This window comes from Cellulosimicrobium sp. SH8, from assembly GCF_025818875.1.
Classification (GTDB): Bacteria; Actinomycetota; Actinomycetes; order Actinomycetales; family Cellulomonadaceae; genus Cellulosimicrobium; species Cellulosimicrobium cellulans_D.
Genome location: NZ_JAMXMH010000014.1, coordinates 16,880 through 37,149, shown reverse-complemented (window position 1 = coordinate 37,149; position 20,270 = coordinate 16,880). Strand labels below are relative to the sequence as shown.

At 74.7% G+C, this 20,270-nt stretch carries 12 protein-coding genes; 5 read left to right on the top strand and 7 right to left on the bottom strand.

All coding sequences use genetic code 11. From position 1 onward, the window contains the following. Positions 1–63 precede the first annotated feature (63 nt). Both NF338_RS18625 and NF338_RS18620 read right to left on the bottom strand, forming a co-directional pair. Positions 64–2,367, bottom strand: coding sequence for a glycoside hydrolase family 6 protein (locus tag NF338_RS18625; RefSeq protein ID WP_264032119.1), 2,304 nt, complete (start codon positions 2,365–2,367; stop codon positions 64–66). Between the two features lie 109 nt (positions 2,368–2,476). Then, positions 2,477–3,583 carry a LacI family DNA-binding transcriptional regulator gene (locus NF338_RS18620; protein WP_264032118.1) on the bottom strand — a complete coding sequence of 369 codons (1,107 nt, stop codon included), beginning with the start codon at positions 3,581–3,583 and terminating at the stop codon, positions 2,477–2,479. A gap of 80 nt (positions 3,584–3,663) precedes the next feature. Here NF338_RS18620 and NF338_RS18615 point away from each other — a divergent pair, with 80 nt between their 5' ends. Further along, the gene (locus tag NF338_RS18615) at positions 3,664–6,432 is read left to right on the top strand and encodes a substrate-binding domain-containing protein (RefSeq protein ID WP_264032117.1); all 2,769 of its coding nucleotides are present in this window, start codon (positions 3,664–3,666) and stop codon (positions 6,430–6,432) included. Positions 6,433–6,538: 106 nt separating this feature from the next. Then, positions 6,539–9,262 (top strand): glycoside hydrolase family 48 protein, encoded by a 2,724-nt coding sequence (locus NF338_RS18610; protein WP_264032116.1) that lies wholly within the window; start codon positions 6,539–6,541, stop codon positions 9,260–9,262. Between the two features lie 43 nt (positions 9,263–9,305). Here the strand turns inward: NF338_RS18610 and NF338_RS18605 are convergent, their stop codons facing one another. From NF338_RS18605 to ptsP, 3 genes are all read right to left on the bottom strand, one after another. Then, the gene (locus NF338_RS18605; protein ID WP_244286426.1) at positions 9,306–10,151 is read right to left on the bottom strand and encodes an acyl-CoA thioesterase; all 846 of its coding nucleotides are present in this window, start codon (positions 10,149–10,151) and stop codon (positions 9,306–9,308) included. A 145-nt stretch (positions 10,152–10,296) separates the two neighbouring features. Then, positions 10,297–10,683, bottom strand: a complete 387-nt coding sequence (locus NF338_RS18600) for a globin (RefSeq protein WP_087472887.1) — start codon at positions 10,681–10,683, stop codon at positions 10,297–10,299. A 185-nt stretch (positions 10,684–10,868) separates the two neighbouring features. Continuing rightward, positions 10,869–12,572: a phosphoenolpyruvate--protein phosphotransferase gene (ptsP, locus tag NF338_RS18595; protein WP_264032115.1), complete on the bottom strand. Its 1,704-nt coding sequence runs from the start codon at positions 12,570–12,572 to the stop codon at positions 10,869–10,871. A 209-nt stretch (positions 12,573–12,781) separates the two neighbouring features. Here ptsP and NF338_RS18590 point away from each other — a divergent pair, with 209 nt between their 5' ends. Next, entirely contained in the window at positions 12,782–13,063 is a 282-nt protein-coding gene (locus NF338_RS18590) for a PTS glucose/sucrose transporter subunit IIB (protein WP_264032277.1), read from the top strand. A gap of 69 nt (positions 13,064–13,132) precedes the next feature. Here NF338_RS18590 and NF338_RS18585 read toward each other — a convergent pair whose 3' ends face one another. Beyond that, a complete protein-coding gene (locus NF338_RS18585; protein ID WP_264032114.1) occupies positions 13,133–14,269 on the bottom strand; it encodes a mechanosensitive ion channel family protein in 1,137 nt (378 codons plus the stop codon). A 90-nt stretch (positions 14,270–14,359) separates the two neighbouring features. Between NF338_RS18585 and malQ the strand changes: the two genes are divergently transcribed. After that, a complete protein-coding gene (malQ, locus tag NF338_RS18580; RefSeq protein WP_264032113.1) occupies positions 14,360–16,543 on the top strand; it encodes a 4-alpha-glucanotransferase in 2,184 nt (727 codons plus the stop codon). A gap of 261 nt (positions 16,544–16,804) precedes the next feature. Here malQ and pepN read toward each other — a convergent pair whose 3' ends face one another. Further along, a complete protein-coding gene (gene pepN, locus NF338_RS18575; protein WP_264032112.1) occupies positions 16,805–19,384 on the bottom strand; it encodes an aminopeptidase N in 2,580 nt (859 codons plus the stop codon). Positions 19,385–19,617: 233 nt separating this feature from the next. Between pepN and NF338_RS18570 the strand changes: the two genes are divergently transcribed. Next, positions 19,618–20,262: a DsbA family protein gene (locus NF338_RS18570; RefSeq protein ID WP_374059016.1), complete on the top strand. Its 645-nt coding sequence runs from the start codon at positions 19,618–19,620 to the stop codon at positions 20,260–20,262. The last annotated feature ends 8 nt before the right edge of the window (positions 20,263–20,270 follow it).

Sequence of the window (20,270 nt, the reverse complement as noted above, 5' to 3'; positions counted from 1 at the left end):
ATATCGAACGTCGCGTGGACCGGCGGCCGGGGCGTGAGAGCCCCGGCCGCCGGTCGTCTCAGGTCAGCTGACGGTGCAGGCGGCGCCGTTCAGGGTGAACGACGTCGGCTCGCTGTTGGTCCCGGTGTGGGACCCGTTGAAGCCGACCTCGACGCTCGCGCCCGCGCCGAGGGTGGTGTTCCACGCGGCGGGGGTCACGGTGACGGTCGAGCCGGACTGCGCGTACTGGGCGGACCAGCCCTGGGTGATCGTCTGGCCGTTCGCGAAGGAGAACGTCAGGGTCCAGCTCTGCAGGGCGGCGGCGGAGTCGTTGGTGATCCGCAGCGACCCCGTGAAGCCGGTGTTCCACGAGCTCGCGGTGTACGCGACGGTGCACGCACCGGGGGTGCCGCCCCCGTCCTGCGCCGTCGTGCCGGTCACGGTGCCCGACGTGGCGGACACGTTGCCCGCGGCGTCGAACGCCCGCACCGCGTAGACGTGCGCGGTGCCCGCCGCGAGGCCGGTGTCCGTGTACGACGTCGCGGTCACCTGCGCGACCTGCGTCCCGTCCCGGAAGACCCGGTAGCCGGTGACGCCGGTGTCGTCGGTGGACGCGTTCCACGCGAGCGCGACCGTGGAGGTCGTCACGCCGGAGACGCGCAGCCCGGTCGGGGCGGACGGCGCCTGGTCGTCGCCGCCGGGGCCGCCGTCCTCGTCCGTGGTCACGGTGAGCGGCGCGGACGCGGCGGAGACGTTGCCCGCGGCGTCGCGCGCGCGGACGGTCACGGCGTAGGACGTGCCCGCGTCGAGGCCGGTGACCGTGAACGAGGTCGTGGCCGTCGTGCCCACGGCCACGCCGTCGACGAGCACGGTGTAGCCCGTGACGCCGCGGTCGTCGGTGGACGCGGTCCAGCTCACGCTCGCCGACGTCGTCGTGGTCGCGCCGGCCGTCAGGCCCGTGGGGACCGACGGCGGGGTCGTGTCCGCCGGCCCGCCGCTCCCGTCGCCCTCGATCGCCGGGTAGGCGTTCTCGACGAGCATCCGGAACTGGGACTCGAACCACTGGCCCGCGAGCGGGGCGTCAGGCAGGGCGCCGGTCAGCTGGTTGGCGAGCTTGGGCGAGACGAACGTCGGGTCGCACATGCGGTCGAACCGCTTGCCCTGGTCGTTCGGGATGTCGGACGACGCGCCGTCGGACTCGCCCGGAGGCTTGACCCACACGTAGGCGTGCAGGTGCGACTCGGGGAAGCCCGCGGGCGAGGCCTGCGGGCGCTCGCCGATCCCGGCGCCGGCCGGGTTGCACCACGCGCCGCGGTGGATGCGCTTGTCGACGCGCGACTCGTCCACGTAGGTGTTGAGGGTCGTCGACGTGCTCACCGCCGTCGGGCGGTCCTCGCCGCCCCAGCCGTTGCGCGACGTGTCGACGAGCATGCCGATCGACGTCGGGAAGCCCTCCGCCACGAGCAGGTCGTAGAGGTGCGCCGTCCAGTCGGCCTCGTCGAAGTCGGCGTTCCACTCGTAGAAGGACGCCGAGCGCACGGGCGTGCTGCCGAGCTGGACGTCCTCGAGGAACGGCTCGTGCAGCGGCGTGGAGTTGGCCGTGTTCGTGACGAAGCCCGCGACGGACGCGTAGCCCGCGTCCGTCGACAGCACGACCTCCTTGAACAGCTTCGCCGCCGGGCCCGCGTTGCTCGGCCAGCCGAGCCAGCCGGCGTGTGCCGCGTCGATGTACGAGTACACGTTGCCGACGTCGTGGAGCGCGTCCAGCGCGTACTTCACGCCCTCGCGGTAGTACGGCGCCGACGCCTGGCAGTCGGGCGTGCTGATGTTCGTGATGAGGTTCGGCAGCGAGTCCGGCTCGATGGTCGCGACGACGCGCAGGTCCTCGTAGGCGGGGTCGTCGAGGATGTCGGCGATGACGTCGATGTACTCGGTCTCGTACCGCGCCATGTCCGTCGCGTTCGGCTTGAGCTCGCCGTTGGACGCGAGCGCGTAGCAGTCGCGGCCGGGCAGGTCGTAGATCACGAGGTTGAAGACCATCGGCACGCCGGGCTGCTTCTGCGCGATCGCGGCGTCGAGGTGGTGCCGCAGGCCCGGGCCGTCGGCGTTGCCCTCGATCGCGCTGATGCGGTCCATCCAGACCGCGGTGGGCTCGTCGGCGATGGCCCGCATGCGGGACCCGAGATCGCCGCCGGCGCGGTCGGCGGCGGCGTCGACGTTGGCGGACCAGAACTCGTTGACGTACTGCGTGGCCCCGGCGAACGGGTTGCTCACGCGAGGTTCGGCGGCGCTCGCCGGCGCGGCGGCCGCGACCAGCGGGGCGGCGAGCAGCGCGAGCGACGCGACGACGGCCGCGCCCCTGCGCGGTCGACTGGATCGGGATGGCACGTGGTCCTCCAAGGGTCCGGGAGCGCGGACGGGTCCGCGCACCGGGCGGCTCTGCCCGGCGGGGACAACGTGACGAACCCGGGCCGTCGTCGGCTACCGCCTGAAACGTTTAGGCGCCGCGCGGTGGCGCGGTCGTCCCCCGCAGGAGGAGGCGCGCGGCCGGGCGCTCGCGGTCGACCGCCGGGCGGGTCGTGGCTGGGTCGGCGTCGGGGCGCGCGACCGGGCGCCCGAGGCCCAGCCGTGCGACGACGACGTCCGCGACGTGCGCTCCGAGCCGCTGGAACGGCCGGTGCACGGCGGTGAGCGCGGGCGCGACGAGCCGGCACGTCGCGGAGTCCTCGCCGGACAGCACCGACAGGTCCCACGGCACCTCGAGCCCCTGGCCCCGCCCGGCCTCGAGCACGGCGAGCGCAGCGACGTCCGTGTCGGTGAGCACGGCGGTGGGACGCGAGTCGTGCGCGACCAGCCGCGCCGCGCGCGAGCGCGTCTCCTCCCACGTGCGGCACTCGACGACGTCGACCCGGGTCTCCGGGCCGCCCGCGTCGCGCGCCGCCGCGACCAGGGTGCGCGCGAGCTCGTCCTGCGCGTCCGAGACGAGGACGGCGATCCGGCGGTGGCCGAGCTCGACGAGGTAGCGGGCCGCGCGGGCGTCCGCGTCGCCCGCGAACCAGGTCCGCACGCCGGGCGTGGCAGGGTCGGACGGGCCGGGCGTGACCTCGACGAGCGGGATGACGGCCTCGCGTGCTGCCCGGATCCGGGGGTCGCGCGCGTGGGCGTCGACCACGACGTACGCCGCGTGCCGCCGCTCGGACCAGCCTGCCTCGAGCTCCCGGGCGCCCTCGTCGCGGTCGTCGGTGACCTCGAGGCCGAGGGCGAGGTCGTGCTCCGCGAGGACGGCACGCATGCCCGCCGCGAGCGCCAGGGCGCGGTTCGGTCCGGCGGCTCCCTCGGCGGCGTGGACGACCTGGAGCGCCACGCTGCGGGCGCTGGAGCGCAGCGAGCGGGCGGCCGCGCTCGGCCGCCAGCCGAGGTCGGCCGCGGTGCGCAGGACGTGCCGACGGGTGCGCTCGGACACCCCCGGCCGGCCGTTGAGGGCGTAGGAGACGACGGCGATCGACACCCCCGCCGCACGGGCGACGTCGGTGATCGTGATGCGCCGTGCGCTCGGACCGACGGCGCCGTGCGAGGCCGGTCCCGGGGACGAGTTGGTGGTCACGCTCCCACACTGTGCCCGGTTTGGGTGCATGATGCCTACCAGGACTCGGTGACGATGACGTGACGGGGACGGTGACGAGGATGTCGACGGACGCGACGAGGCGCCCGAGACAGGCGGGGGAGCACCTGACGTTCGGTGTGCTGTGCCCCGTGGTCGGAGGGTTCTACTTCGGGCGGTCCCTGGCGGGGATCGCCCGGGTCCTGCGGGCGCACGGGCACCGGGTGGTCGCCCTCCAGACCTACCCTGCGGACCTCGACCGCGACGAGTTCCCGGGACCGCCGGGCCGGCGGCCCCTGCTGGGGCGCTCGTCGTTCGACGGGTTCGTCGTGATGACGACGGCGCTCGCCGACGCCGAGCTGCGCGAGCTCGACGCGTCAGGCGTCCCGCTCGTGCTCCTGGGGGTGCGCGCGGACGGGCTGCGCGCGCCCGCGGTGTCCCCGGACAACGCGGGTGGCGTCCGCGCCGCCGTCGACCATCTCGTGGAGCACGGTCACGACCGCATCGGCTTCGTCGGCAACACCGAGCAGCGCGACACGCTCGAGCGGTACGACGCGTACCGTGCGGCGCTGGCCGCGCACGACCTCGCCTTCTCGCCCTCGTGGGTCTACCGCACGCGCGACAACCAGGAGGCGAGCGCCGAGGCCGCCGCGCGTCGGCTCGCGTCCCGTGGCCTGCCGACGACGGCGACGCTCGCCGCGACCGACCGCAACGCCATCGGCTTCATGCGGGGCCTGCAGGCCAGCGGGTTCGAGCTGCCCGCGGAGCAGGCCGTGGTCGGGTTCGACCACGCCGACTCGGGGGCGCGGGCGCGGCCCCGGCTCTCGACCGTCGACCCGCTGCACGACCAGGTCGGCGAGCGGGTCGCCGAGCTGCTCGTCGCGCGGGCACGCGGGGAGAACGTCGGCCGGGAGCACCGGCTGGGCCGCGCGGCCCTCATCCGGCGCGAGTCGTGCGGGTGCCTGGAGGGCACGCAGGGCGAGCTCATCGGCGCACCGGCCGCCCGGGTGGCGGCCGTGTCGGCGCCCGCGGACCCGGACCGGCCCCTCGACGAGGTCGCCCGGGTGGTCTTCGCCTCCGTCCTGGAGCGGTCCGACGTGCGCGGCGTCCAGCGCCGGCGCGCGTCGGACGGCGGCCAGCGCCCGGCTCCGGTCGACGCGTGGCTCCTGGTGCTGCGGCACCTGCTCCGGGGTGCCGCGGAGTCGGGCGTGGTGCCCCCGGCGGCGGCGCTGCGCTCGCTCGCGGACCGGACCGCGGCGCTGCGCCCGTCGCAGGAGGCGCTCGAGCAGATCGTGCCCGCGCTCGAGGCCGAGGTCGCCGCGCTCGTCCGGGAGCTGCGACGGCGCCGCCCGGTGGTGCGCGCGTCCCAGCTCGGTCGGACCGTGCTGTCGCGCGGCACCCACCGGGACCCCCCGGCGAGCTCCGCGGTCACGCGGGCCGACGCCGTCCGGGCGACCGCGGCCGAGGTGGTCGTCGCCGTCGCCCGGGGGTGCGCGCACGGCGCGGTCGCGCGCACGGGGCGGCTCGAGCAGGACCTGGTGGACCTCTACGAGGTCGATCTCGGCCTGCTGCGCGGTGACGGGGAGGGGCTGCGTCGCCTCGACTGGCTGCCGCGCGGGGTCGGCGGGACGGCGGCGCTCGCGCTGTGGGAGGACGCCGACGACGGCTCCGGCCGCCGCGTGCTGCGGGTAGTCGGCGTCCGCGGCGGCGGGACGGCCGTCGAACGGCTCGCGGGGTCGGTCCTCGCGACGGCGCAGTTCCCTCCCCGAGAGCTCCTCGACCCGCGGTCGCTCACGGTCGTCGCGCCGGTCGCGTTCGGTCGGTCCGACTGGGGGTTCCTCGTGGTGGGCGGCCTCGTGGACACGCGCACGACGAGCACCCGCGAGCGGTACAACCACTGGGCGGCCATGCTCGCCGTCGCGCTGGACCGGGAGGCCCTGGTCACCTCGCTGCAGGAGCAGCAGCACGCGCTCGCCGACTCGGCCGAGCGCGTGCGCGAGCTGGCGCTCGAGGTCGAGGCGGGGGCCGAGCGCGCCGCGCTCGTGTCCATCGCGTCCCACGACGGGACGTGGGACTGGGACGTCGAGACGGGGACCGTGCGCTGGTCGCCGGCGTGGGCCCGCATCGTGGGCTGCGACGTGGCCGACCTCCGGGACGACCCCGAGGAGTGGCTCGGCCGGGTGCACCCGGAGGACCTGCAGGCCGTGCACGCCGCGGTCGCCGCGCAGCTCGCGGGCACGACCGAGCCCCTCGACGTCGAGCACCGGCTACGGTGCGCCGACGGCGAGCACGTGCGGGTGCGGTGCCGTGCGGTGACCGTGCACGACGCCGGCGGGCGCCCGGCCCGCATGGTCGGCGCGCTCGCCGTCCTGTCCGACGTCGAGCGCTTCCGCAGCGAGCTGCGCGAGCGGGCGCTCGTCGACCCCGACTCGGGCGTGCTGCACCGCTCGCTGTTCGTCGACCGGCTCGAGCAGGCGATCGGCCGTGGCGGGCGGGTCCCGGGATACGGCGCGCACGTGCTCGCCGTCGGGCTCGACGCGCCGCCGACGGTCCCCGCGCTGCACCGGCTCGCCGGCGCGCTGGGCGCGGCGGGCTCGCTGTGCGCGCTGGCGCCGACCGACCTCGTCGCGCTCCTCGACGGTGTGTCCGACGACGCCGCCCGCCACGCGGCGGTGCGTGCGGCGGGGGCGTGCGGGTCCGCCGTCGTCGAGCACCTGGGGGACGTCACCGGGGCGCCGGACGCGCTCGAGGTCCTGCGCCGCGCCGGGGTGGCGCTCGCGCGTCGGCGGGCGCGGGCGCTCGGCACGGTCGTGCCGTGGTCGGCGTCGTCCGAAACGTTTCGCGCGTTGTGAGAGCCCGGCGTCCCCGCCAAGAGTCGATCGACCCGCGGGGGTGGGGACGCCGACGACGGCGCCCTCGTGATCGCCGCCGCGGGGCTCGACGACGAGAGGGAGCACGATGCCACGCACGTCCCGGCGCGCAGCGCCACCACCCACCGCCCCGCACGCGCGAGCCCCACGGGGGCGGCGTACGACGGCCGCCGCGCTCGCCGCGGGCGTCGTGCTCGCGGCCCTCGCCGCGGTCCCGCCGGCGAGCGCCGACCCTGCGGCACCACGGTCCACGTCGACGGCGGGCACGGCCGCGGCGCTCGTCGACGGCGAGTACACGCAGCGGTTCCTCGAGCTGTACGCGAAGGTCCACGACCCCGCGAACGGCTACTTCTCACCCCAGGGCATCCCGTACCACGCGGTCGAGACGCTCATGGTGGAGGCGCCGGACTACGGGCACGAGACGACGTCGGAGGCGTACTCCTTCTGGCTGTGGCTCGAGACGTCGTACGGTCAGGTGACCGGCGACTGGGAGCCGTTCAACCACGCGTGGGACACGCTCGAGGCGTACATGATCCCCACCACGGAGAACCAGCCCACCAACGGGGCGTACGACCCGGCCAAGCCCGCGACGTACGCGCCGGAGTTCAACCACCCGAGCCAGTACCCGTCGCAGCTCGACACGTCGGTGTCCGTCGGCACCGACCCGATCGCGGCCGAGCTGCGGTCGACCTACGGCACGCCCGAGGTCTACGGCATGCACTGGCTCGCGGACGTCGACAACGTGTACGGCTTCGGCGCCGCACCGGGCTCCTCGACGCTGCTCGGGCCGGACCACGAGGGCACGTCGTACATCAACACGTTCCAGCGCGGCCCGCAGGAGTCCGTCTGGGAGACGGTGCCCCAGCCGTCGATCGACGACTTCAGCTACGGCGGCGAGAACGGCTACCTCGACCTCTTCACGGGCGACGCGTCGTACGCGAAGCAGTGGAAGTACACCAACGCGCCCGACGCCGATGCGCGCGCGGTCGAGGCGGCCTACTGGGCGAACAAGTTCGCGACCGAGCAGGGCCAGCCCGAGGCCGTCGCCGACACGGTCGGCAAGGCCTCGAAGATGGGCGACTACCTGCGCTACGCGCTGTTCGACAAGTACTTCAAGACGCCGGGCTGCGAGTCCACGTCGTGCGCCGCGGGGTCGGGCCGGAGCAGCGCGCACTACCTGCTGTCCTGGTACTACGCGTGGGGCGGGGCGCTCGACACGTCCGGCCCGTGGGCCTGGCGCATCGGGTCGAGCCACGCGCACTTCGGGTACCAGAACCCGATGGCGGCCTGGGCGCTCGCGAACGACCCCGCGCTCCAGCCGGCCTCGCCCACGGCGAGCGACGACTGGGGCACGAGCCTCGACCGCCAGATCGAGCTCTTCCAGTGGCTCCAGTCGCCCGAGGGCGGGATCGCGGGCGGCAGCACGAACTCGTGGGACGGCCACTACGCCGACCGCCCCGACGACGTCGCGACGTTCTACGGCATGGCGTACACCGAGGCGCCCGTCTACCACGACCCGCCGTCCAACTCGTGGATGGGCATGCAGGGCTGGGGGGTCGAGCGGATCGCGCAGCTCTACGAGGAGACGGGCGACGAGCGCGCCGAGGCGATCCTCGACAAGTGGGTGCCGTGGGTGATCGACCACGTCACGGTCACGGACGACTCCTGGCAGATCCCGTCCAACCTCGCGTGGTCGGGCCAGCCCGACGACTGGGACCCCGAGAACCCGGGCGACAACGCGGGCCTGAGCGTCGAGGTGACGGGCTACGGCCAGGACGTCGGCGTCGCCGGCGCGCTCGCGCGCACGCTCATGTACTACGCGGCCGGCGGCGAGGGCCTGCAGCACGACGCGGCGCAGCAGGTCGCGCGCGACCTGCTCGACGCGATCTGGGAGCAGAACAGCGACCCGGTCGGCGTCGCGACGACCGAGACGCGCGCCGACTATGCGCGCTTCGACGACGTCCTGACGTCGACCACGGGCGACGGGACGTACGTGCCGGCCGGGTGGACGGGGACCATGCCGAACGGCGACGTCATCGAGCCCGGTGCGTCGTTCCTCGACCTGCGGTCGTTCTACCTCGACGACCCGCAGTGGTCGAAGGTCCAGGCGCACCTCGACGGCGGGCCCGCGCCCGAGTTCACCTACCACCGGTTCTGGGCCCAGACCGCGGTCGCGACGGCGCTCGCCGACTACGACCGCCTGTTCGGCGAGGACGTCCCGACGGAGCCGGACACCGAGGCGCCCACGACGCCCGCCGGCCTCGCCGTGACGGGGACGACGGCCACGACCGCGTCGCTGGCGTGGACGGCGTCGACGGACGACGTCCGCGTGGTCGCGTACGACGTGCTGCGCGACGGGGAGGTGGTGGGCTCCACGGCGCGCACGACCTTCACGGACGAGGACCTCGCGCCCGAGACCACCTACCGGTACACGGTGCGGGCACGCGACGCGGCGGGCAACCTCTCGCCGGTGTCCCTGGGGGCGCAGGCCACGACGCTCGCGGACGACGGCGGGCCCGAGCCCGGCGCCTGCACCGCGACCTACGCGACGCGCGGGTCGTGGCAGGGCGGGTACCAGGCCGAGGTCACCGTGACGGCCGGAGCGTCGGGCGTCACGGGCTGGACCGTGTCGCTCGACCTCGCACCCGGCGGCCTGTCGCAGGCCTGGAACGCGACGACGAGCCTGAGCGGGAGCGTCCTGACCGCGACGGACGTCGGGTGGAACGGCACGCTCGTCGCCGGCGCGACGACGTCCTTCGGGTTCATCGGCACGGGCGCGCCGCCGTCGTCACCGACGGTCGCGTGCGGCTGACACCTGGCTGACACCGTCGTGAGAGGGGTCCGCCTCCCGGTGCTCACAGCGCCGGGAGGCGGACCATGCCCTCCTGCGCGATGGACGCGACGAGCGTCCCGTCCTGCGCGAACACGCGCGCCGCCCCGAGCCCGCGGCCGCCCTGGGCGCTCGACGCCGACTGCACGTAGAGCAGCCAGTCGTCGACCCGCGCGTCGCGGTGCCACCACATGGCGTGGTCGAGGCTCGCGATCGAGATGCCGGGCGTGACCCAGCTCGTGCCCGACTCGCGGAGGATCGGCTCGAGCATCACCTGGTCGCACGCGTAGGCCATGAGCGCACGGTGCAGCAGCTGGTCGTCGCCGACGTCGCCCCGCGCCCGCATCCACACCATCTGGTGATCCGTGGGCTCGTGGTCGGGACCGAGGTAGAGCGAGCCGCCGACGTGCCGCAGCTCGAACGCCGAGTGGTGCGACCAGAAGCGTGCGATCGGGTGGTCGATGCCGCCGAGCACGTCGAGCGCGGACGGCACGTCCTCCGGCGGCGGGGCGTCGGGCATCGGCGACGAGTGCTCGATGCCGCCCTGGTCCTCCTGGAACGAGGAGATCATCGACAGGATCGGCTTGCCGTGCTGGATCGCGTGCGTCCGGCGCGCGCTGAACGAGCGCCCGTCGCGCAGCCGCTCGACCGCGAAGTCGATCGGCACGTCGAGGCCGCCAGGCCGCAGGAAGTACCCGTGCAGCGAGTGGGGGAGACGGCCCTCGGGCACGGTGCGGCCCGCGGCGAGCACGGCCTGCGCGAGCACCTGGCCCCCGTAGACCCGGCCTGTCGGCTGGTGGACGCTCTCGCCGCGGAAGTGCTCGGGGTCGGCGGCCGACCCGTCGCCGTCACCGACCCGCTCGAGGCGCAGGACGTCGAGGAGGTGGTTCAGCGGGTTGGGGACCTGCTCGCGCGGGGCGGCGTCCGACGTCGGGCCGGGGGAGGCCGGGGAGGTCGACGGCGGCGTGGGCTCGGGGGTCACGGGTGGGGGCTCCTTCGCTCGGGCGGCGGGTCGGTCAGTCCTCGAAGGTGTTGAGGAGCGAGTGCGCCGCGCGCTCCAGATAGTCCCACAGCGTCGCCTCGTGGATCGGCGCGAGGTCGAGGGTGTCGACGGCGGCGCGCATGTGGGCGAGCCAGCGGTCCCGCGCCTCGGGGTTGACCTTGAACGGGGCGTGCCGCATCCGCAGGCGGGGGTGACCGCGTTGCTCGCTGTACGTCGTCGGGCCGCCCCAGTACTGCTCCAGGAACGCCGTGAGGCGCCAGCGCGCGGGGCCCAGGTCCTCCTCGGGGTACATCGGGCGCATGACCGGGTCGTCGGCGACGCCCTCGTAGAACGCGTCGACGAGGCGCACGAACGTCTCGTGGCCGCCGACCTCGTCGTAGAACGTGCGGCTCGGGCGCACCGGCGCGGCGTCGGTCGCGGGTCCGGATGCCGGGCCGGTCGTCGGGCCGTTCGACAGGCCGGCGACGGGCAGCGTCGTGCGGGGGCTGGGCTCGGTCGTCACCGGCCCATCATCGCACCGGCGTCGCCGCCGTCCGGGCCGCGCGCGGCGACCCGGACGCACGTCACAGCGCGCGTCCGCGCGCGTCAGAGGCCGAGCTCGGCGAGCACCGGAAGGTTCTCGCGGACCACGGCGCGGGCCTCGGCCGCGCTCTCGGCCTCGACGGCGAGCCGCGCGAGCCGCCGGCACTCGTCGACGTCGACCTCGCGCAGGAGCGCGGCGACGTCGGGGATCGCCCGGGCCGTCATGGAGAGCGACGACACCCCGAGCCCCACGAGCACGACGGCCAGCACCGGCTGCGAGGCCGCCTCGCCGCACACGCCCACGGGCCGACCCTGCTGCGCGCCGCCCGCGCACGTGGCCTCGACGAGCCGCAGCACCGCGGGCTGCCACGGGTCGCTCAGCTCGGCGAGCGATCCCAGGAGACGGTCGGCCGCCATCGTGTACTGCGTGAGGTCGTTCGTGCCGATCGACGCGAACGACGCGCGCGCGAGGATCGGCCCGGCGAGCAGCGCGGCGCTCGGGACCTCGACCATGACGCCCGCGACGTCGAGCCCGTGGGTACGGCAGCGCTCGACGAACCACTCCGTCTCGCCGACGGTCGAGACCATGGGCGCCATGACCCAGACCTCGGCCTCCTCGGCGGCGGCAGCCTGGGCGATCGCGTCGAGCTGCTGCTCGAGCAGCTCGGGCCACCGCGCGGCGGTGCGCAGCCCGCGCACGCCCAGCGCGGGGTTCTCCTCGTCGTCGACCGTGAGGAAGTGGAGCGGCTTGTCCGCGCCGGAGTCGAGAGTGCGGATGACGACCTTGCGCCCGCCGAACTCGCGGAACACCGTGCGGTAGGCGGTGACCTGCTCCTCGACCGTCGGCGGCTGCTCGCGGTCGAGGAAGCAGAACTCCGAGCGGAACAGCCCGACGCCCTCGGCGCCCGCGGCGGCGGCCGGCGCCGCGCCCGCGGGGTCGCCCACGTTCGCGAGGAGCTGGACGCGGTGCCCGTCGCGCGTGCGGCCGGTGCCGTCGAACGTGCGTACCTGCAGCGAGCGCGCCCGCGCCGCGGCGACCTGCTCCTCGGACGGGTGCACGACCACGGTCCCGGCGGCGCCGTCGACGAGGACGACGTCCTCCGGCGCGAGCGCCGCGCTCGCTCCCGTCGCGGCGACCACGGCCGGGATGCCCTTGGCGTTGGCGACGATGGCGGTGTGCGACGTCGGGCCGGCGCCGTCGGTGACGATCGCGAGCACGCGCGCCGGGTCGAGGGCAGCGGTGGCCGACGGCGCGAGGTCGGGCGCGACGAGCACGAACGGCTCCGCGTGCTCGGGGACCCCGGGCGCGGGGCGGTCCGTGAGCGCGGCCACGAGCCGGTCGCGCACGTCGGCGACGTCGCGGGCGCGCTCGGCGAAGTACCCGCCGAGCTCGGTGAACTGCCGCACGACCTCCTCCGCGGCCTCCCACACCGCGCGCTCCGGCACCAGGTGCTCGTCGAGGACGCGGCGCCGCGCGTCGGCCGCCAGGGTGGGGTCCCCGGCCATCGCGGCGGTCGCCTCGAGCACGTCGCGCGTCTCGCCGTCGGCGGCGTCAGCGGCACGCTGGAGGTCGGCGGCGACCTGCGCGGCCGCGGCGTCGACGCGACGGGCCTGCGCCTCGTGGTCCTCGCGCGGGCCCATCCGCAGCCCGGGTGCCGGCTCCGCGATCGGCTCCGGCATGAGCACCACCGGTCCGACCACCGTGCCGGGGCACACGCCGATGCCCGTGATGACCTGCCGTGCCTCGTCCTGTGTTCCGCCCGTCACGACCTCGCTCCTGTCCGACTCGGGCGTGCGACCCGGGTGCCCGGGCCGGTGCGCACGCGTGCCCGTCGCCGCCCGACGAGGGGACTCGCGCGCGGCACAGCGTTGTTGCGGTGCCGTTGCGCTCCTGCGTCGATCCGGTGACAACCTCGCCAGGAGACTAGGCTGTTGCCAGGTGCACGGCACCCCGACACCCCGGATCCCCCGCGCGGATCCCCACCCGCGACTCGCCTCAGGAGACACTTTCGATGAGCACCCCCTCGGACCAGAAGGCACAGCAGATCCTCGAGGCCCTCGGGGGCCAGGGCAACGTCGTCGACCTCGAGCCGTGCATCACGCGCCTGCGCGTCGAGGTGACCGACCCGCAGCTCGTCGACGAGGCGCGCCTCAAGGCGACCGGCGCGTTCGGCGTCGTGCGCTCCGGCCGCGTCGTCCAGGTCATCGTCGGCCCGGAGGCCGACAACCTCGCCGCGGAGCTCGACGGCCTGCGCTGACCCCGTCCGGCCCTCCGCCGCGGGGGCCGGCGCCGCCGGGGACGGACGTGCCCGACGGCGCCACCCGGCTCAGGCGGAGGAGCCCGCCGGGCCGCCGGGCCGGTCCTGCACCGCGGCGGCCGCCGCGGCACCGCGCCGGTCGCGCGTCGCCTGGTCGTCCCGCGCCGGCGCGCTCGGACCGTCGTCGGTCCGGTCGTCCGGGCGGTCGTCGGGCACCGACGGCGAGTGGTCGAGGACCACCACCTGCTGCGCTCCCGCCAGCGGGATCCGCGCGTCGGACAGCCCCTGCCGGACGCGGGCACGCAGCGCGCGCGCCACCTCCCACTGCATCGCGGCCTGCGTCTTCACCTGCACCTTGAGCTGCAGGGCCTCGGCCGTCATCGATTCGATACCCGTGACCTCCGGGGGCTCCAGGAAGTACGTCCCGAGCACGGGGTCGGCGCCGACGTCCTCGGCCGCGGCGAGCAGCGCGGCGCGCACCGCGTCGACGTCCGCCCAGTACGCCACGCGCACGTCGACGACGGCGCGGCCCCACTCCTGGGTCTTGTTCCCCGTGCGCAGGATCTCCCCGTTGCGGATGTACCACAGCGTCCCGTTGCCGTCGCGGACCTTGGTCACGCGCAGCGCGACCTCCTCCACCGTGCCGGACACCTCACCGAGGTCGACCGTGTCGCCCACTCCGTACTGGTCCTCGAGGAGCATGAACGTCCCGGACAGGAAGTCCTTGACGAGACTCTGGGCGCCGAAGCCGAGCGCGACGCCGACGATGCCGGCGGACGCGAGGAACGGGGCGATGTTCACGCCGAGCTCGGCGAGCACCATGAGCACGATCGTGGCGCCGATGACGATGTTCGCCGTCGAACGCAGCACCGAACCCACCGTGCGGGCGCGCTGGGCCCGCCGCGCCGACGCGAGCGGGTTCGCGCGCAGCAGGACGCTGCCCGCAGCACTCTCGCCGATGCCCTTGAGGCGCTTGCTCCGCAGCGTCGGGGTCCCCTCGGCGATGTGCTCGGTGACCTTCCGGATGACGCGGCGCACGAGGGCGAGCACGACCGAGCCGATCCCGACGATGAGGAGGACGCGCAGAGGGAGCCCCACGAACCAGTCGATCCACGACTGGGTGCTCGACGGGTCGAAGGGCTCCAGGGGATCGTCGTCCGGGGCCGCGGGGAGCGGCACGAGAGGGAGGAGGGCAGGTCGAGACATGAGCGCAGGGTACCCGGGGCGGGTGGGCGACCCCTGGGCGCGCCGGGCGAACGCGCTGCTCGCGGGCCTGCGTTCTGGCAGGATGCAGGCGTGAGCGAACCCCCGCAGACGGACCTGCCCGAGCCGTTGGTGCAGCTGGCCGACGCCCACGGTGTCGCGTCCGACTTCTGGGACTTCGACGGGTCGCGCCGCCAGGTCCGCGCCTCGACGCTCGTCGCCGTGCTCGAGGCCCTCGGTGTCCCCGCCTCGTCGCCCGAGAAGGTGGCGGTGAGCCTCGAGCACTCGCGCGACGACGCGTGGCGCCAGATGCTGCCGCCGACCGTCGTCGTGCGGCAGGGCGACGCCGTCCCGCTCCCCGTGCACGTCGCCGACGGGTCCGCCGTCGAGGTGTGGGTGGAGCTCGAGGCCGAGCCGTCGCGCCACGGCGCCCGGCCGGCCGGGCAGCACACGGCACGGGCCGCACGCGGGCGCCGCGACCTCGGCCAGCTCGACGTGTTCGTCGAGCCGCGCACGGTCGACGGCCGGCGCGTGGGGCGCGCGACGTTCGAGGTGCCCGCCGACCTGCCCCTCGGGTGGCACGACCTGCACGCCGAGAGCGACGGGACGCAGGCCCGCGCGACGCTCGTCGTGACGCCGCAGCGCCTCGAGCTCCCCGCCGCGGTCCTCGAGCGGCGCGCCTGGGGCTTCATGGCCCAGCTCTACTCGGTGCGCTCGCGCGCCTCCTGGGGTGTCGGTGACCTCTCCGACCTCGCCGACCTCGCCTGGCTGTCCGCGCGCGAGGCCGGGGCCGACTTCGTGCTCGTCAACCCGCTGCACGCCGCCGAGCCGCGCACGCCGATGACGCCGTCGCCCTACCTGCCGACGAGCAGGCGCTTCGTCAACCCGCTCTACGTCCGTGTCGAGGACATCCGCGAGACGGGGTACCTGTCCGCGGCGGACCGCTCGCTCGTCGAGTGGGCGTTCGACCCCGTGCGCGACTTCGACACCGACCCCGGACCGATCGACCGCGACGCCGCGTGGGACGCCAAGAAGGCCGCGCTCGAGGTCGTCTTCGCGGCGCCGCGCTCGACCGCGCGTCAGGCGTCGCTCGACGCGTTCCGTGCCGAGCAGGGGCGGGGCCTCGAGGACTTCGCGACGTGGTGCGCGCTCGCCGACCACTACGGCGACCGCGACTGGCCCCCCGGCGCGTACGACCCGCACGGGCCGACCGTCGCCGCCCTGCGGGACCAGCTCGCCGACCGGGTCGAGTTCTACTGCTGGCTCCAGTGGGTCGCCGACGAGCAGCTCCGCGCCGCCCAGCGCACCGCGCGCGAGGCGGGCATGTCCGTCGGGATCATGCACGACCTCGCCGTCGGGGTGCACCCGGAGGGCGCCGACGTCTGGGCGCACCGCGGCGTGCTCGCCACCGGGGTCTCCGTCGGCGCGCCGCCGGACATGTACAACCAGCAGGGCCAGAACTGGTCCCAGCCGCCCTGGCACCCGCGCGCGCTCGCCCGCGCCGGGTACGCGCCCTACCGGGACATGCTGCGGACCGTGCTGCGCCACGCGGGCGCGATCCGCATCGACCACGTCATCGGGCTCTTCCGCCTGTGGTGGATCCCGGGCGGGGCGCGTGCCGACGCCGGTGCCTACGTCCGCTACGACCACGAGGCCCTGATCGGCATCCTCTGCCTCGAGGCGCAGCGCGCCGGGGCGATCGTCATCGGCGAGGACCTCGGCGTCTTCGAGCCGTGGGTCCGCGACTACCTCGCCGACCGCGGCGTGCTCGGTACCTCCGTGCTCTGGTTCGAGAAGACGTCCGACGGCGCGCCGCTGCCGCCCGAGGACTACCGTCGCCTCGCGCTCGCCACCGTCACGACCCACGACCTGCCGCCGTCCGCCGGGTACCTCGCGGGCGAGCACGTCGAGCTGCGCGACCGTCTCGGCGTCCTCACCGAGGACGTCGCCGACGTGCGCCGCGCAGCCCGTGCCGAGCGCGACGCCATGGTCGCGTTCCTGCGCGAGCGCGGGCTCGTCGGCGACGACCCGTCCGAGCGCGAGCTCGTCGAGGCCCTGCACCGGCTCGTCCGCAGCACGCCCGCCGTCCTGCTCGGCGTCTCGCTCGCCGACGCCGTGGGGGAGCGCCGCTCGCAGAACCAGCCCGGCACGGACCAGGAGTACCCCAACTGGAAGGTGCCGCTCGGCGACTCGTCGGGCAACGTCGTCCTGCTGGAGGACCTCTTCGACTCCGCCCGCCTGCGCTCCCTCGCGAAGGCCATGAACGACGCCCTCTGACCCGCCGAGGTACAACCCTGGTTGGCCGAGGTAGAGCCGTGTCCGCCGAGGTAGAGGCGTGGTTCGTCCGGGTAGAGGTGTGGTCGGCGTGTCCGACGGCGGTCCGTCGCCTTGGTGGCGGGGTGGGTGGTGGTGCACCCACCCCGCCCGACGTCGTCTCACCCTGGTCTGTGCTCACCCCTGATGACTGCCCGCGTGGTGACGTCCGTCCGACGCGCCGGGCCGCTCCGACGTGGGAGCGACTCGGCGCGTCTGGGCTGGTCAGGCGTCGGCGGCCTGGGCGGTGAGGGCGCGCTCGACGCCGGCGAGGTTCTCGACGACGAGGCGACGCAGCGCGGGGGCGGCGTCGGTGTTCGCGTCGAGCCACTCCTGCGTCGCGTCGCGGAGCACGGTGCTCGCGAGCGGCGCCGGGTAGAGCCCCGTGACCAGTGCCTCGGCGATGTGGTACGACCGCTGGTCCCACAGCGGCAGCAGCGCGTCGAAGTACGCGCCCACGAGGGGGGCGAGCGACTCGGGGTCGTTGACGTGCTGGAAGCCGAGCGTCGTGGCGCGGACGATCGCGTTGGGCGCGTCGTCCGAGCCGACGAGGCGGTCGAACGCCGCGCGCTTCGCCTCGGCGGTCGGGACGGTCGCGCGGGCGCGCGCGGCGGACTGCTGGCCGGTCGCCGTCGAGTCGGCGGCGAGGGTCGCGTCGATCTCGGCGTCGTCCGCGAGCCCGAGGAGCACGAGGCCTTCGAGGATCTCCCAGCGCAGGTCGGTGTCGATCTCGAGCCCGTCGAGGGTCTGCGTGCCGTCGAGGAGGGCGCGCAGCGCGGTCCCGTGCTCGGTCGTCGACGCGAGGTGGGCGAAGAACTTCACGAGCTGGAACTGCAGGTCGGAGCCGGGGGCGGCGTCCTGCGCGAGCGACCAGAGGACGTCGCCGGCGTGCGCGAGCGTGGCGGCGCGACGCTCCGGCGCGACGTACGTCTTCGCGGCGAGCGCGAGCTGGTTGAGCGTCGTGCGGATCGTCGTCGACTCGGTCTCGCGGGCGATGTTGCCGAGCACGAGGCGCACGTAGTCGCCCGCGGGGGTCTCTCCGTCGCGCGTCGCGTCCCACGCGGAGCCCCAGACGAGCGAGCGTGCGAGCGGGTCGGCCAGGTCGGCGAGGTGCTCGGTGGCGACCTGGAGGGACGCGTCGTCGAGGCGGATCTTGGCGTAGGCGAGGTCGTCGTCGTTGAGCAGCACGAGCTGGGGCCGGTCGAGACCGAGGAGCTCGGGGATCTCGGTGCGTGCGCCGTCGACGTCCACCTCGACGCGGTGGACCCGCGTGAGGACGCCGTCGACGAGGTCGTAGAGGCCGATGCCGAGGCGGTGCGGACGCAGCGTCGGGTAGTCGGGGGCGGCGGACTGCAGCACGGCGAACGTCGTGAAGCGGCCGTGCGCGTCCAGCTCGAACTCCGGGCGCAGCGTGTTCACGCCGGCCGTCTCGAGCCACAGGGCCGACCACTGGGAGAGGTCGCGGCCGCTCGTGGCCTCGAGCTCGACGAGCAGGTCCCGCAGCTCGGTGTTGCCCCACGCGTGCTTGCGGAAGTACGCGGCGACGCCCGCGAGGAACTGCTCCTTGCCCACCCACGCGACGAGCTGCTTGAGCACGGACGCGCCCTTGGCGTAGGTGATGCCGTCGAAGTTGACGAAGACGTCCTCGAGGTCGTTGATCGTCGCGACGATCGGGTGCGTCGAGGGGAGCTGGTCCTGGCGGTACGCCCACGACTTCTCCATCGCGGCGAACGTCGTCCACGCCTCGTGCCACTCCGTCGCCTCGGCGGTCGCGAGCGTGGAGGCGTACTCCGCGAACGACTCGTTGAGCCACAGGTCGTTCCACCACTTCATGGTGACGAGGTCGCCGAACCACATGTGCGCGAGCTCGTGCAGGATCGTCACGACGCGGCGCTCCTTGACGGCGTCGGTGACCTTGGACCGGAACACGTACGTCTCGGTGAACGTCACGCACCCGGCGTTCTCCATCGCGCCCATGTTGTACTCGGGCACGAAGAGCTGGTCGTACTTGTCGAACGGGTACGGGTGCTCGAACGCGGACTCGAAGAACGCGAAGCCCTCGCGGGTCTTGTCGAAGACGTAGTCCGCGTCCATGTGGTCCGCGAGCGACGCGCGGCAGAACACCCCGAGCGGGATCGTGCGGCCGTCGGACGACGTCAGCTCGCTGCGCTCGACGACGTACGGGCCCGCGACGAGCGCGGTGATGTACGACGAGATGCGCGGCGTCGGCTCGAACGCCCAGCGCGCGACCTCGACGTCGCCCGCGCCGGTGCCGGTCGGGTCGGGCTTGGTGCCGAGCGCCTCGGGCGCGGGCGTCGGCTGGTTGCTCACGACCTGCCACGCCGCGGGGGCCGTGACCGTGAACGCGAACGTCGCCTTGAGGTCGGGCTGCTCGAACACGGCGAACACGCGCCGCGAGTCGGGGACCTCGAACTGGGTGTAGAGGTAGACCTCGCCGTCGACGGGGTCGACGAACCGGTGCAGGCCCTCGCCGGTGTTCGTGTACGCGCAGTCGGCGACGACGCGCAGCTCGTTGTCGGCCGCGAGGCCGTCGAGCGCGATGCGCGAGTCCGCGAAGACCTCCGCAGGGTCGAGCGAGCGGCCGTTGAGCACGACCTCGCGCACGGTCGGGGCGACGAGGTCGACGAAGGTGCTCGCCCCCTCGGTCGCGGTGAACCGCACCACGGTCGTCGACGCGAACGTCGTCGCCCCCGTCGTGAGGTCGAGCTCGACCTCGTAGGACTGGACGTCGACGGTCGCCGCGCGCTCGCTCGCCTCGGCGCGGGTGAGGTTCTCTCCGGGCACTGCATCTCCTCGGTCTCGGGTCGGGCCGGGCGGCCTCGACGGCGGCCTGTGGGCCACGGACGATCATCCCACGCGTACCCGCGCCCGCCCCCGGGATGACCTCCCGGGAATACGCTGCGGGCGCCCGGTGTCGAGACTGGGTGGGCGACGGCGTCGGCCGTCCGCGCACGCCGCCCCGCCCCCTCCGGCGACCCGGGTCCATCGGGCGCCGCCCACACGAAGGAGAGACGTCCGTGACCCTCACCGCGACGACCGAGAACACCGCGACCGACGACGACGTGCGCGTCGCCGACTTCTGGTTCGACCCCGTGTGCCCGTGGGCGTGGATGACCAGCCGCTGGATGGGGGAGGTCGAGCAGGTGCGCGACGTCACGGTCCGCTGGCACGTCATGAGCCTGGCGGTGCTCAACGAGGGCCGGGACCTGCCGGAGGAGTACCGCGAGCTCATGGAGAAGGCGTGGGGCCCGGTGCGCGTGGTCACCGCCGCGCGCGTCGAGCACGGCGAGGGGGTCGTGAAGCCGCTCTACGACGCGATCGGGACGCGCCTGCACCCGGGCGGACGCACGGACTACGACGCCGTCGTGGCCGAGGCGCTGGCCGAGGTAGGGCTGCCCGCGTCGCTGGCCGACGCCGCGGGGTCCGACGCGTACGACGAGCAGCTCCGGGCCTCGCACGCCGAGGGGATCGGGCGCGTCGGCGAGGACGTCGGCACGCCGGTCGTCGCGTTCGGCGGCACCGCGTTCTTCGGCCCCGTCGTGACGCCGGCGCCGAAGGGCGAAGCCGCAGGTCGGCTCTGGGACGGGTGTGTGCTCGTCGCGAGCACGCCCGGCTTCTTCGAGATCAAGCGCACGCGGACCCAGGGGCCGGTCTTCGACTGACGCCGGCC